Annotated in this window: 4 protein-coding genes and 1 pseudogene; 4 read left to right on the top strand and 1 reads right to left on the bottom strand. The window is 75.0% G+C overall.

The window, feature by feature from the left end; genetic code table 11:
• Positions 1 to 52: 52 nt before the first annotated feature.
• Positions 53 to 1,036, bottom strand: a complete 984-nt coding sequence (locus ACZ7RU_RS21345; RefSeq protein WP_470342503.1) for a helix-turn-helix transcriptional regulator — start codon at positions 1,034 to 1,036, stop codon at positions 53 to 55.
• Between the two features lie 338 nt (positions 1,037 to 1,374).
• On the opposite strand from ACZ7RU_RS21345, the pseudogene ACZ7RU_RS21340 reads away from it, so the two are divergent.
• The 4 genes and pseudogenes from ACZ7RU_RS21340 to ACZ7RU_RS21325 form a co-directional block, all read left to right on the top strand.
• Positions 1,375 to 2,625 (top strand): annotated as a pseudogene (locus ACZ7RU_RS21340) (IS256 family transposase); the annotation flags it as partial.
• 251 nt (positions 2,626 to 2,876) lie between these two features.
• Positions 2,877 to 3,035 (top strand): hypothetical protein, encoded by a 159-nt coding sequence (locus ACZ7RU_RS21335; protein WP_470342502.1) that lies wholly within the window; start codon positions 2,877 to 2,879, stop codon positions 3,033 to 3,035.
• A gap of 90 nt (positions 3,036 to 3,125) precedes the next feature.
• Positions 3,126 to 3,338, top strand: a complete 213-nt coding sequence (locus ACZ7RU_RS21330; protein ID WP_387758642.1) for an MbtH family protein — start codon at positions 3,126 to 3,128, stop codon at positions 3,336 to 3,338.
• A gap of 506 nt (positions 3,339 to 3,844) precedes the next feature.
• Positions 3,845 to 13,615, top strand: coding sequence for an amino acid adenylation domain-containing protein (locus ACZ7RU_RS21325; RefSeq protein ID WP_470342501.1), 9,771 nt, complete (start codon positions 3,845 to 3,847; stop codon positions 13,613 to 13,615).
• The last annotated feature ends 85 nt before the right edge of the window (positions 13,616 to 13,700 follow it).

Here is a 13,700-nt window from a genome sequence, read left to right as displayed (position 1 = left end):
CGCTTCGTCGTGCCGTCGGCCCCCGGGATCCGGCGGTCCGTCGCGTGAACCCTCAGAGCTCGTCGAGGGGTTCGTCGAGGACGCCCTGGCGGGCGATGATGTAGCCGAGGTGGCCGCGGCTGCGGCTGCCGAGGAGTTCGCTGGCCTTCTGGATGTGGCTGGAGACGGTGCGGGTGCTCATGCCGAGGCGGGAGGCGATGGCCTCGTCGGTGTAGCCGTTGACCATCAGCCGCAGCACGTTCTGGCGGGTGCGGGCGGTCAGCAGCCGGGGCCGGTGGTGGCCCTGCTGGTAGGTGACGGGCTCGGCGCGGTCCCACATCAGCTCGAAGATCTTGAGCAGGTACTCGACCAGCGGCGGGAGCTGGATGAGGATCGCCGCGGCCTCCCGGTCGGCGCCGGCCGGGATGAAGGCGGTGGAGCGGTCGCAGATGATCACCCGGTCGAAGACCTCGTGCAGGGTGCGCACCTGGGCGCCCTGGGCGGTGACCTGCTCGATGTAGGCCAGCGTCGGGCCGTGCGAGCGCACGGTGTGCTGGTAGAGGGTGCGCTGGCGCACGCCGCGGCCGGCCAGGGCGAGGTCGCGCGGGAGCGCGTCGGCCAGTCGCTCGGGGGCGCGGCCGCCACCGGGCTGGGCGGTGAGCAGTTCCTCGGTGCAGCCGGCGACGGCCTTCTCCAGCGCGGGGTTGATCTCCTCGCCGGCCAGCAGCCGGATCGGCAACTGGGCCCGGCGCATGACGTCCCGGTAGGCGTGCTCGGCGGCGGTGAAGGAGGTGTGCAGCTCGGTGAGCCGCTCCTGCTGGGCCAGGACGGCGAGTTCGATCGGTCGCGCTAACCCGGTGGCGGCGATGTCGGGCGGGACGGGGACCAGCCGCTCACCCGAGCCGGGCAGCGGGCGCAGCAGACCCATCGCGAGCAGGCATTCGGGCGCCTCGCCGGTCGCCTCCCCCTCCTCCAGGGCGATGCGGTAGAACTCGATGCCCCGGTCGCAGAGCTGGGGCGTTCCCATTTCCGCGCAGTTGTCCTGGGTTGGGCACATCTGGGCATCCTTCCGGCTTCGGCATTGCGATTTCACGAATGCCCGTACCGGCTACCGCCAGGCATCCGAACCGGCAAGATGGAACCGACTGCCGTTCGGAGGCCGCCCCCCGGGCTCCGACAGCCGTGAGTGTACGCCCAATGGGCGCGGAAATCATCGGCTGACGGTAGTCGGGCGTGCACGCAAGTGGGGGAGCCGACGGTGACGGTCGCGGACACGGCCTCACCCGGCGGCGGTGACCGGGGGACTGCCGGCGCATCGCACCTGGTGTCCCGTCCGGGACGCCGGGAGCGGGCGGTCGGTGCATGGAACGGCCTACAGACGGAAGGCACCCCCAGTTGCGAGCTGACTCCGACCCGGCGGCACTGCCCGCCGCCCTCGCCGGTCTGGTGGACCAGCGCCTGGTACGACAGTTGGCGGAGGCCGCCGCCGCACAGGTCGGCTCAGGCGGGGTCCGGCTGCTGGGCGACGGCGGGATTCTCCAGGCCTTCGCCAAGCAGCTGATCGAGGGCGCCCTGGAGCTCGAACTCCAGGAGCACCTGCGCGGCTCCGGCTCCGGTACGGGTTCCGGCAGCGGCACCGGCAGCGGCACCAACGGCCGTAACGGCGCCCGGGCCAGACGGCTGCTCACCGAGATCGGTCCGGTCGAGGTGCGGGTGCCCCGGGACCGCGAGGGCAGTTTCACCCCCAAGTCCGTGCTGCCCCGGGCCCGTCGGCTGCCCGGGCTCGACCGGCTGGTGATCTCGCTGACCGCGCGCGGCCTCAGCTCCGGCGAGCTGGTGGCGCACCTGGCCGAGGTGTACGGCGTGGAACTCAGCCGGGAGACCGTCTCGGCCATCACCGACCAGGTGCTCGACGAGCTGGCCGAGCGGCGCGGGCGGCGGCTCGACCCGGTCTACCCGGTGGTCTTCGTCGACTCGGTGCGCAGCGGCCGCTCGGGCGGGCCGCTGGTGCACCTGGCGCTCGGGATCTCGGCGGAGGGCCGGCGCGAGGTGCTGGGCCTGTGGCCGGCCGCGGACGGGGAGGAGTGGCCGCAGGTGCTGGCCGGACTCGCCGAGCGCGGGGTGCGGGAGGTCTGGGTGCTGGTGGGCGGCACCGGCGCGGTGCTGGCCGAGGCGGCGGCCGAGCAGTGGCCGCGCACGGTGGTGCACGGTTCGGTGGCCCACCTGCTGCACGCGGCGCTGCGGCACGCGCCCGGCGAGGACTGGGGCGCGCTGGCGCGGGCGCTGCGCGAGACCTGTACGGCGCCGACCGAGGCGGCCGCGCTGGAGCGGCTCGCCCAGGCCGAGCGGCAGTGGGGGCCGAGCCACCGCGAGGTGTTCCGGGTGTGGCGGTCGGCCTGGCCGCTGCTGGCGCCCGGTTTCCGCTTCGGCCCCGAGGCGCGGCGGCTGCTGACGGGCGGGGGCGCGCTGGAGCGGCTGCACGCCCGGTTGCGCCGGATCGAGCAGGCCGCGGGCCGGGTGCAGGACGAGCGGGCCGCGCTCAAGCGCGCCTACCTGGCGACGCTCGCGCTGGAGTCGCCGTCCGGGACGGGCCGGCCGTGGGTCGAGGACTGGCCCGCGGTCCGGGAGGAACTGCGCCGGGGTTCACTGCGGCGGGCCGGAGTGCCCGCCGCCGCGCCCCGATGTCCCCGCCACCCGAGTTCCCACCACTGATCTGACAGAGCCAGGTGCGACTTGGATCATGTCTGTCTGCATTTGACACGATCTGCCCGGGCTTCCGGTTCCCGCATTGCGTGTTCACGATCACAGTCAGAGCTTCCAAGCACGTTTGGGCCTTCGGCAGGATGCGTTTCAGAGCGAAGAGGGCAGACCGCCCTCCTCAGGAAGAGGAACTCGCGATGCCAAGCCTTGCCGTACGCGTCCACAAGATGCTCGGGATACTCGCTGTTCTGCTGGCCGCCGTGGTGGGCCTCCAACTCCACGCCGGACAGTCCCTGTCCACGGTCTCCATCACCGCCCACCACGGCCCCGGTGAAGACTCCGGCTGGGGTGCGTGAGCCGCGGCTCCGTCCGACCAGCCCGCTCCTCCCGTTCCCGCAATGCCCCGATCCAGACTCGCAACGCTCCGACCCAGAGAGGAACCGACGATGGCTAACCCGTTCGAGGACGCCGAGGCCAGCTACCTCGTCCTGGTGAACGACGAGGGCCAGCACTCGCTGTGGCCGGCCTTCAGCCCGGTCCCCGCCGGCTGGCAGCAGGTGTTCGGCGCCGCCGGACGGCAGGACTGCCTGGACTACGTCGAGCAGAACTGGCAGGACCTGCGCCCGAAGAGCCTGATCGCGCACCTGTCCGAGCACTGATCCCGGTCACCGCACACCGACCGACGGACCGCTGAACTCCACGCGGTCCCCGTACGGGATCCACGCCGAGCGGCCGCTCACCCGGCCACACCATCTCGGCGCCGGGCCCGGCCCAGCCCGCCGCTCCCCCGGCACGGCACCCCGCCGGAGCCGCCGCTCCCCCGGCCGCTCCCCCCGGTCGTCGGCCCACCGCACCGCCGGAACCCGCCGACACCGCGTCACCCCGCCTCCGCGACACCCCGCCGCCGCGCGGCCGCGCCGTCACGCCGTCGGCACGCACCCGTGTCCGACGTCTACGCGCGTGCATCGAACAGCCTCGGCGCGTACCCACCCTCCGCACCACCGCACCGCACCGGTGCGCCGCGCGGCCGTCACCCGAAGCACACCGCAGCACCGCACAACGACCGCAACATCGCTCCGCCGACCGCCGGGCTGACCGCCCCGAGGTCAACCCAGCTCGCCGCTCCCGTCACCGCGGGGGCCAGCCGCACGAGGGAGAGAGTCACATGTCCGGGGTCCAGCAGACGCACAGATCCGAGCAGCGGCCGGAAGCGGCCGAGGTCCTGTGCCGACTGTTCGCGGAGGTGCTCGGCCGGGAGTCGGTCGACCCCGCGGCGGGCTTCTTCGACCTGGGCGGCGACCAGCCCGCCGCCGAGCGGCTGCTGGCCAGGGTGCACGCCGAGTTCGGCGTCCGCCTGACGCCGCCCGTCCTGTCGGACGCCCCCACCCCCGCCGCGCTGGCCGCCCGGCTGGCCGGCGGGGCGCCGGCCGGCGCCGACGCCCGTCCGACCCTCACCGAGCTGGTCGACGCCCAGGTCGCCCGTACCCCGGACGCCCCCGCGCTGTACGCCGAGGGCACCACCCTCACGTACGCCGAACTGGACGCCCGCGCCAACCGGCTGGCCCGGGTGCTGGCCGCCCGCGGCCTGGGCACCGAGGACGTCGTCGCGCTGGCCCTGCCGAAGTCCCCCGAGGCGATCGCCGCGATCCTCGCCGTCGCCAAGACCGGCGCCGCCTGGCTGCCCGCCGACCCGGCCTACCCGGCCGAGCGACTGCGCCACATGCTGACCGACTCCCGCGCAGCCCTGGTGCTCACCACCGCCGCGGCCGCCGGGCAGCTGCCCGCCACCGACGCCCCCCGGCTGCTGATCGACTCCGCCGAGTACCTGGCCGAACTCGACACCCGGGACGCCGCCCCCTTCACCGCCGCCGAGCGGGTCCGGCCGGTCAGCGCGCTGAACACCGCGTACGTCATCTACACCTCCGGGTCCACCGGCGTGCCCAAGGGCGTGGCCGTCACCCACACCGGGCTGCCCAGCATGGTCGGCACCCAGGTCGCCGCCACCGGGGTCGGCCCCGGCAGCCGGGTCCTCCAGGCCTCCTCGCTCAGCTTCGACGTCTCCGTCTCCGACCTGTCCGTGGCGCTCACCACCGGCGCCGCCCTGGTGCTGCCGAGCGACCAGAGCCAGCTGGTCGGCGAGCCGCTGGCCGCCCTGATCGACCGGTTCGGCGTCACCCACGCCGACGTCGCCACCGCGATGATCTCCACCCTGCCCGACCTGCCGATGCCCTCGCTGCGCACCCTGATCGGCGGCGGCGAGGCGGTCTCCCGCGAGCTGGCCGCCCGCTGCGGCCGCGGCCGGCTGATGCTCAACAGCTACGGGCCGACCGAGGCCACCGTCATCGTCAGCATGAGCGAGCCGCTCACCGGCGAGGAGCTGCCCCCGATCGGCCGGCCCTGCCAGGACGTGCGCATCCACGTTCTGGACGAGCAACTGCGACCGGTCGAGCCGGGCACCGTGGGCGAGCTGTACCTCGCCGGCCCGCACCTGGCCCGCGGCTACCTGAACCGCCCCGGCCTGACCGCCGAGCGCTTCGTGGCCGACCCGTACGGCGGGCCCGGCGAGCGGATGTACCGCACCGGCGACCTCGGCAGCTACCGCCCGGACGGCCAGCTGGACTTCCTCGGCCGGGCCGACGACCAGGTGAAGATCCGCGGCTTCCGGGTGGAGCTCGGCGAGATCGAGCAGACCCTCTCCGCCCACCCCGAGGTGCGCCAGGCCGTCGTCCTGGTCCGCGAGGACCGCCCCGGCGAGCGCCGGCTGGTCGGCTACACCGTCGGCGCCGCCGACCCGGCCGAGCTGCGGGCGTACTGCGCCGAGCGGCTGCCCGACCACATGGTGCCCACCGTCGTGGTGCTCGACCGGCTGCCGCTCACCCCCAACGGCAAGGTGGACAAGCGCGCCCTGCCCGCGCCGGTGTTCGGCGCCGGCGAGGAGGACGGCCGGGCCCCCGCCGGGGAGCTGGAGCACACCCTGGTCCGGCTGTTCGGCGAGGTGCTGGGCCTGCCCCGGGTGGGCGTCACGGACTCCTTCTTCGAGCTGGGCGGCGACTCCATCGTGGCCATCCAGCTGGTCTCCCGGGCCCGGCACGCGGGCCTCCAGCTCACCCCGCGCGAGGTGTTCCTCGCCCCGACCGTCGAGGCGCTGGCGCGGATCGCCCGTCCGCTGGAGGGGCCGGTCGTCGTCGAGCCCGCCGGGGCCGGCCTGGGCGAGGTGCCGCCGACGCCCATCGTGCACTGGCTGGCCGCGCAGCACGGCGCGGTCGAGAGCTTCTACCAGTCGACCCTGCTCACCCTGCCCGCCGGCACCACCCAGGAGCACCTGACCGCCGCCGTCCAGGCGCTGCTCGACCACCACGACCTGTTCCGCGCCCGCACCTCCCCGCTCGCCGAGCGCCCCTGGACGCTGCACGTGCCCGAGCCCGGCACCGTCCCCGCCGACGGCGTACTGCGCCGGGTCGAGGGCCCGGCCACCGCGGAGGCGGTGCGCGCCGAGACCGCGGCCGCCCGCGGCCGGCTGTCCCCCGAGGACGGCCGGATGGTCCAGGCCGTGCGCTTCGACGCCGGCCCGCAGCAGCCCTCGCAGCTGCTGCTGGTGATCCACCACCTGGTGGTGGACGGCGTCACCTGGCGCATCGTCGAGGAGGACCTGCTCGGCGCGCTCGCCGCGCTCCGCGAGGACCGCGCCGTCGAGCTCGCGCCGGTGCCCACCTCCTTCCGCCGCTGGGCCCAGCGGCTCACCGCCGAGGCCCGGACCGACCGCCGGGCCGCCGAACTCCCGTTCTGGCAGGAGGCGTTGGCCACCCCGGACCCGCTGCTCGGCGACCGTCCGCTGGACCCGGCGCAGGACACCTACGCCACCGAGGGCCTGCTGCGGCTGGTGCTGCCCGCCGAGACCACCCAGGCGCTGCTCACCAAGGTCACCACCGCCTACCACGCCCAGGTCAACGACGTGCTGCTGACCGCTCTCGCGCTGGCCCTCGGCCACTGGCGCGGCCGGGAGACCACCGGGCCGGACGGTGCCGTGCTGGTCACCGTGGAGGGCCACGGCCGCGAGGAGGTCGTCGACGGCGTCGACCTGCACCGCACCGCCGGCTGGTTCACCTCCGTCTACCCCGTCCGGCTCGCGCCCGGGGAGCTGGACTGGTCCGAGGTCACCGCGGCCGGCCCCGAGCTCGGCCGAGCCCTCGGCCGGGTGAAGGAGCAGCTTCGCGCCGTCCCGGACAACGGCATCGGCTTCGGCCTGCTGCGCCACCTCAACCCGGCCACCGCCGCCGTCCTCGAAGGCTGCGCCGACCCGCAGATCGAGTTCAACTACCTGGGCCGCTTCGCGCCCGAGGGCGTCACCGCCGAGGACGTGCTGGCCGGCACCGAGGCGATGAGCGAGGGCGCCGCGACCGGCCTCGCGCTCGGCCGGGTGCTCGGTCTGGACGCCACCACCGTGGACACCCCGCAGGGTCCGCTGCTGGTCGCCCAGTGGTCCTACGCCACCGGACTGCTCTCCGAGGAGCGGGTGCGCGCCTTCGCCGAGGCCTGGTTCGCCGCGCTGGGCGCGCTCGCCGAGCACGCCGAGCGGCCGGACGCCGGCGGCCACACGCCGTCCGACTTCCCGCTGGTCGCCCTCACCCAGGACGAGCTGGACGGGCTCACCGCCCACCACGCCCCCGCCCGCCTGGCGGACGTCTGGCCCACCTCGCCGCTCCAGCAGGGCATGGCCTTCCACTCGGCGTACGACGCCGACGGCGCGGACGTCTACACCTCGGTCGTGACCTTCGACCTCACCGGCCCGGTGGACGCCGAGCGGCTGCGCACCGCCGCCGAGGCGCTGCTGACCCGCCAGCCGAACCTCCGGGCCGCGTTCCACCAGCGGCACGACGGCCCGCCCGTGCAGGTCGTCCCGGACGGCGTCGAACTGCCCTTCACCGTCGTCGACCTGAGCGCCCACGCCGACCCGCGGGCCGAGGCCGCCCGGATCGCCGCCGCCGAGTACGGCCGCCGCTTCGACCTCGACCGCCCGCCGCTGCTGCGCTACACCCTGCTCAGACTCGCCCCCGAGCGCCACCAGCTGATCGCCTCCGCGCACCACATCCTGCTGGACGGCTGGTCCACCCCGCTGTTCGCCGAGGAGCTGTGGGGCCTGTACTTCGAGCGGTCGCTGGCCCCGGCGGCCCCGTACCGCGAGTACCTGCGCTGGATCACCCGGCGCGACGGCGCGGCCGCCCGCGCCGCCTGGGCCCAGGCCCTGGCCGGCGCCGACGAGCCCACCCTGCTCGCCCCCGGCCGCTCCGCCGCCACCCCGCAGCTGCCGCTGCGCCTGCACACCGGGCTCAGCCCGGAGACCACCGAGGCGCTGTCCCGCACCGCCCGCCGCTACGGCGTCACGCTCAACACCCTGGTCCAGGCGGCCTGGGGCGTGCTGCTGGCCCGGCTCACCGGGCGCGAGGACGTGCTGTTCGGCACCACCGTCTCCGGCCGGCCGCATGACCTGCCCGGCGTGGAGCGGATGATGGGCCTGCTCATCAACACCGTGCCGGTACGGGTGCGCCTGGACCAGGCGGAGAGCTGGGGCCAGCTGCTGCTGCGCCTCCAGCACGAGCAGTCCGCGCTGCTGGACCACCAGCACCTCAGCCTCACCGAGATCCAGCAACTCGCCGGAATGGGCAGCCTGTTCGACACCGTCACGGTGTACGGCAACTACCCGGACCCGTCCGCCCTGGACGACGCCGACCCGAGCGGCGCGACCCGGGTCACCCTGGTCGAGGACGTCGACAGCGCCCACTACCCGCTGGTGCTCGCCCTCACCCCCGGCGACGGCCTCCAGCTGCGCCTGGACCACCAGCCGGACGCCTTCAGCTCCGAGGAGGCCCGCGCCTTCCTGGACCGCTTCCTCGCCCTGCTCGACCGGATCGTCGCCGACCCGGCCGAACTCGTCGGCACCGTCGAGGTGCTGACCGAGGCCGAGCGCACCGATCTGGTCACCGGGTGGAGCGGCACCAGCACCCCGCTGCCGGAGGGCTCGCTGCCCGAGCTGTTCGAGGCCCGGGCCGCCGCCGCCCCGGACGCGATCGCCCTCACCGCCGAGGACGCCGAACTCACCTACGCCCAGCTCAACGCCCGGGCCAACGGCCTGGCGCTGCGGTTGGTGGAGGCCGGGGTCGTCCGGGAGACGCCGGTCGCCCTGATGATCGACCGCTCGGCCGCCCAGATCGTGGCGATCCTGGCCGTGCTCAAGGCCGGCGGCCTGTACGTGCCGCTGGACGACGCCCAGCCGACGGACCGGCTGCGGACCGTCCTCGCCGACGCCGGCGCCGATCTGGTGCTGGCCGACGCCGCGCACCGCGACCACCCCGCGCTGACCGGGCTGACGGTGCTCGACCCGCACGCCGAGGAGCACCCGGAGAACCTCGGACTGCCACAGCGGGCCGACCAGTTGGTGTACGTGATGCACACCTCCGGCTCGACCGGTGTGCCCAAGGGCATCGCCATCACCCACCGCGCGGTGGTGGACCTCGCGCTCGGCGGGCAGTTCACCGGCGGCGGCCACGAACGGCTCCCGGTGCACGCCCCCTCCGCCTTCGACGCCTCCACCTACGAGATCTGGACCCCGCTGCTCTCCGGCGGCCAGCTGGTGATCGCCCCGCCCGGCCGGCTGGGCATCGCCGAACTGGCGGCGGTGATCGGCCACGAGCGGACCACCTCGGCCTGGATCAGCGTCGGCCTCTTCAACGTGCTGGCCGCCGAGGCCCCGGAGACCTTCACCGGGCTGCACGAGGTGTGGACGGGCGGCGACATCGCCTCGCCGGTCGCCATGCGGCGGGTGCTGGACACCTGCCCCGGGCTGCGGCTGGTCAACGTCTACGGGCCGACCGAGACGACCACCTTCGCCACGCACTTCCCGATGACCTCGGCCGCCGAGGTGCCGAACATCGTGCCGATCGGCCGGCCGCTGCCCAACAACCGGCTGTACGTGCTGGACGCCGGGCTGCGCCCGGTGCCGGTCGGCGTGGCCGGCGAGCTGTACATCGGCGGCTCCGGCCTGGCCCGCGGCTACGTCCGCCGCCCCGGCCTGACCTCCGAGCGCTTCGTGGCCTGCCCGTTCGGCGAGCCCGGCGGGCGGATGTACCGCACCGGCGACGTGGTGCGCTGGACGCCCACGGGTGAACTGGAGTTCGTCGGTCGAGCGGACGACCAGGTGAAGCTGCGCGGCTTCCGGATCGAACTCGGCGAGGTGGAGGCGGCGTTCACCGCCCACCCGGCGGTCGGCCAGGTCTGCGTGGCGGTCCGCCAGGACCAGCCGGGCGACAAGCGCCTGGTCGCGTACGTCACCGGCGAGGTGCGCTCCGACGAGCTGCGCGACTTCGTCACCGAGCGGCTGCCCGGCTACATGCTGCCGGCCGCGATCGTCGTCCTCGACGAGCTGCCGGTGAACCCCAACGGCAAGGTGGACCGCAAGGCCCTGCCCGCGCCCGACTACAACGGCGCCGACGGCGGCCGCGAACCGCGCAACGCCACCGAGCAGGCCCTGTGCGGGCTGTTCGCCGAGGTCCTGGGGCTCACCCGGATCAGCATCGACGACAACTTCTTCGACCGCGGCGGCCACTCGCTGCTCGCCACCAAGCTGGTCAGCCGCATCCGGGCCGGCCTCGGCGCCGAGCTGCCGATCCGCACCCTCTTCGACAACCCGACGGTGGCCCTGCTGTCGGCCGCGCTGCCCGACTCCGCGGCGGCCCGTCCGGCCCTGCGGCCGGCCGAGCGGCCGGAGCGCGTGCCACTCTCCTCGGCCCAGCAACGTCTGTGGTTCATCGAGCAGTTCGAGGGCCCCAGCGCGCTCTACAACACGCCCGTCGCGGTCCGGCTCACCGGCACCGTCGACGTCCCCGCCCTGGAGGAGGCGGTCCGGGACGTGGTGCGGCGGCACGAGGTGCTGCGCACCGTCTTCCCGACCGTCGACGGCCGCCCCCACCAACTCATTAGCGACGCCGATGAGTTGTCCCTGCGCCAGGTGCGGGTGGCGGACGAGGCGGAGCTGCGGACCGCGCTGGTCACGGCCGGCGAGGAGGTCTTCGACCTCGCCCACGACCTGCCGGTGCGCGCCACCCTGCTGTCGCTGCCGCACGACGAGCACGTCCTGCTGATGCTGATGCACCACATCGCCAGCGACGGCTGGTCGGTCGCCCCGCTCTTCCGCGACCTCGCCGAGGCCTACGGGGCCCGCCGCACCGGCACCGCGCCGGACCGCGCGCCGCTGCCGGTGCAGTACGCCGACTACACCCTCTGGCAGCGCGAGCTGCTCGGCACCGAGGAGCAGCCCAGCGCCCTGCTGAACGACCAACTCGCCTACTGGCAGCAGGCCCTGGCCGACGCCCCGGAGGAGCTGGCGCTCCCCTACGACCGTCCCCGCCCGGCCGTGCCGGGACACCGGGGCGGCCTGGTGGAGGTCGCCGTCGACGCCGAACTGCACAGCGCGATCGTCGAGTTGGCGGCAGCGCAGAACGCCAGCCTGTTCATGGCGCTCCAGGCCGCGGTCGCCGCCCTCTACACCCGCCTCGGCGCCGGCACCGACCTGCCGCTCGGCACGCCCGTGGCCGGCCGCACCGACGAGGCCCTGGACGACCTGGTCGGCTTCTTCGTCAACACCCTGCTGCTGCGCACCGACACCAGCGGCGACCCGACCTTCCGGGAGCTGCTGGACCGGGTCCGCCGCACCGCCCTCGACGCCTACGACCACCAGGACATCCCCTTCGAGCGCCTGGTCGAGCAGCTCAACCCGACCCGCACCCCGGCCCGCCACCCGCTCTTCCAGACCCTGGTGGCGCTGGAGAGCCGGGTCGCGGTGCCGGACTCCTTCGGCGGCCTGGGCTGCGCGGAGCACCCCTTCGAGCTGGACGTGGCCAAGTTCGACCTGTCCTTCCGCTTCACCGAGCAGGGCCCGCAGGCGGGCCTGAGGGTGGCGGTCGAGTACGCGGTCGACCTCTTCGACCACGCCACCGTGACCGCCGTCGGCGAGCGGCTGCTGCGGGTGCTGCGCGCCGCCGTCGCCGCCCCGGACGCGCCGATCGGCGGCATCGAGATCCTCGACCCGGCCGAGCGCGAGCAGCTGCTCACCGGCTGGAACGACACCGCCGCGCCCTTCCCGGACGCGACGCTGCCGGAGCTGTTCGAGGCGCGGGCCGCCGCCACCCCCGACGCGCCGGCCGTGGTCGCCGAGGACGGCACCCTCAGCTACGCCGAACTGGAGTCCCGGGCCGAGCACCTGGCGGCGCACCTGGCCGGCGCCGGGGTCGGCGCCGAGACTCCGGTGGTCCTGCTGATGGACCGCTCCGCCGACCTGCTGACGGCGATCCTCGCGGTGGCCAAGGCGGGCGGCAGCTACGTCCCGCTGGACGACCGCCACCCGGCCGAGCGGCTGCGCCGGATCACCGCCGAGACGGCCGCGGCGCTCGTCCTGGTGGACCCGGCGCACCGCGACCACCCGCTGGCCGCCGACGCCCCCTGCCCCGTCCTGCCGCTCACCCCGGGCTGGTTCGACGGTCCGCGCGAGCGGCGCGCCCACCCGGCCGCACCCCACCCGGAGCAGCTCGCGTACGTGATGTTCACCTCCGGCTCCACCGGGGAGCCCAAGGGCATCGCGATCAGCCACCGGGACGTGGTGCAGCTCGCCACCGACCCGTGCTGGCGGCACGACGAGGGCCTGCGGGTGCTGTTCCACGCGCCGCACGCCTTCGACGCCTCGACGTACGAGATCTGGGTGCCGCTGCTCTCCGGCGGCCAGGTGGTCGTCGCGCCGCAGGGCGACCTGGACGCGGCCGCCATCCGGCAGCTGGTCCGGGTCCACGCGCTCACCCACGTGCACGTCACCGCCGGCCTGTTCCGGGTCATCGCGGAGGAGGATCCGGGCATCTTCGCCGGTGTGTGCGAGGTGCTGACCGGCGGCGACGTGGTCTCCGCCCCGGCCGTGCGCCGGGTGCTGGAGGCCGTCCCGGGCATCGCGGTGCGGGCGCTCTACGGGCCCACCGAGACCACCCTGTGCGCCACCCAGTACCCGATGCCCGACGCCGCGGCGGTGCCGAGCACGGTGCCGATCGGGCGCCCGCTGGCCAACACCCGGCTGTACGTGCTGGACGCCGGCCTCCAGCCGGTGCCGGCCGGGGTGGCGGGCGAGCTGTACATCGCCGGGGCCGGCCTGGCCCGCGGTTACGTCGGCCGTCCGGCGCTCAGCGCCGAGCGCTTCGTCGCCTGTCCCTTCGACAGGCCGGGCAGCCGGATGTACCGCACCGGCGACCTCGCCCGCTGGACGGCGGACGGCGTGCTGGAGTTCCTCGGCCGGGCCGACGACCAGGTGAAGATCCGCGGCTTCCGGATCGAACTCGGCGAGGTGGAGGCCGCGTTCACCGCCCACGAGGGCGTCGGCCAGGCGCTCGCGGTGGTCCGCGAGGACCAGCCGGGCGACAAGCGCCTGGTGGTGTACGCCACCGGCAAGGCCACCGACGGCGAACTGCGCGCCTTCGTCGCGGACCGCCTGGCCGGCTACATGCTCCCGGCCGCCGTGGTCGTCCTGGACAGCCTGCCGGTCACCGCCAACGGCAAGGTCGACCGCCGGGCCCTGCCCGCGCCCGAGTACGCCGGGGCGGCCGAGGGCCGCGCCCCGCGCACCGAGCGCGAGCGGGAGCTGTGCGCCCTGTTCGCCGAGGTGCTGGGCGTGCCGACGGTCAGCATCGACGACCGGTTCTTCGACCTCGGCGGCCACTCCCTGCTCGCCACCCGGCTGGTCAGCCGCATCCGCGCCACCCTCGGCGCGGAGCTGCCGATCCGCACCCTGTTCGACGCGCCCACGGTCGCCGCCCTCGCCGCCGTCCTGCCCGGGGGCGAGGAGGCGCCCGCGCCGAAGAAGGCCCGCCCGGCCCTGCGCCGGATGCGCCGCCCCGGCCAGGACTGACCGCAGGCGGGACGCGGGCCGCCCACCGGTGGCGGCCCGCCCCCGCCGCACGACCAGCCCACCGCACGGCCACCCTGCCCCATCG

The organism is Kitasatospora sp. NPDC114501 (assembly GCF_055633695.1).
This window is presented reverse-complemented; position numbering and strand designations above follow the sequence as displayed.

Excerpts from the sequence above, each read along its gene's own strand:
- ACZ7RU_RS21330 (WP_387758642.1), top strand. The coding sequence starts at position 3,126 with ATGGCTAACCCGTTCGAGGACGCCGAGGCCAGCTACCTCGTCCTGGTG.
- ACZ7RU_RS21335 (WP_470342502.1), top strand. The coding sequence starts at position 2,877 with ATGCCAAGCCTTGCCGTACGCGTCCACAAGATGCTCGGGATACTCGCT.
- ACZ7RU_RS21325 (WP_470342501.1), top strand. The coding sequence starts at position 3,845 with ATGTCCGGGGTCCAGCAGACGCACAGATCCGAGCAGCGGCCGGAAGCG.
- ACZ7RU_RS21345 (WP_470342503.1), bottom strand. The coding sequence starts at position 1,036 with ATGTGCCCAACCCAGGACAACTGCGCGGAAATGGGAACGCCCCAGCTC.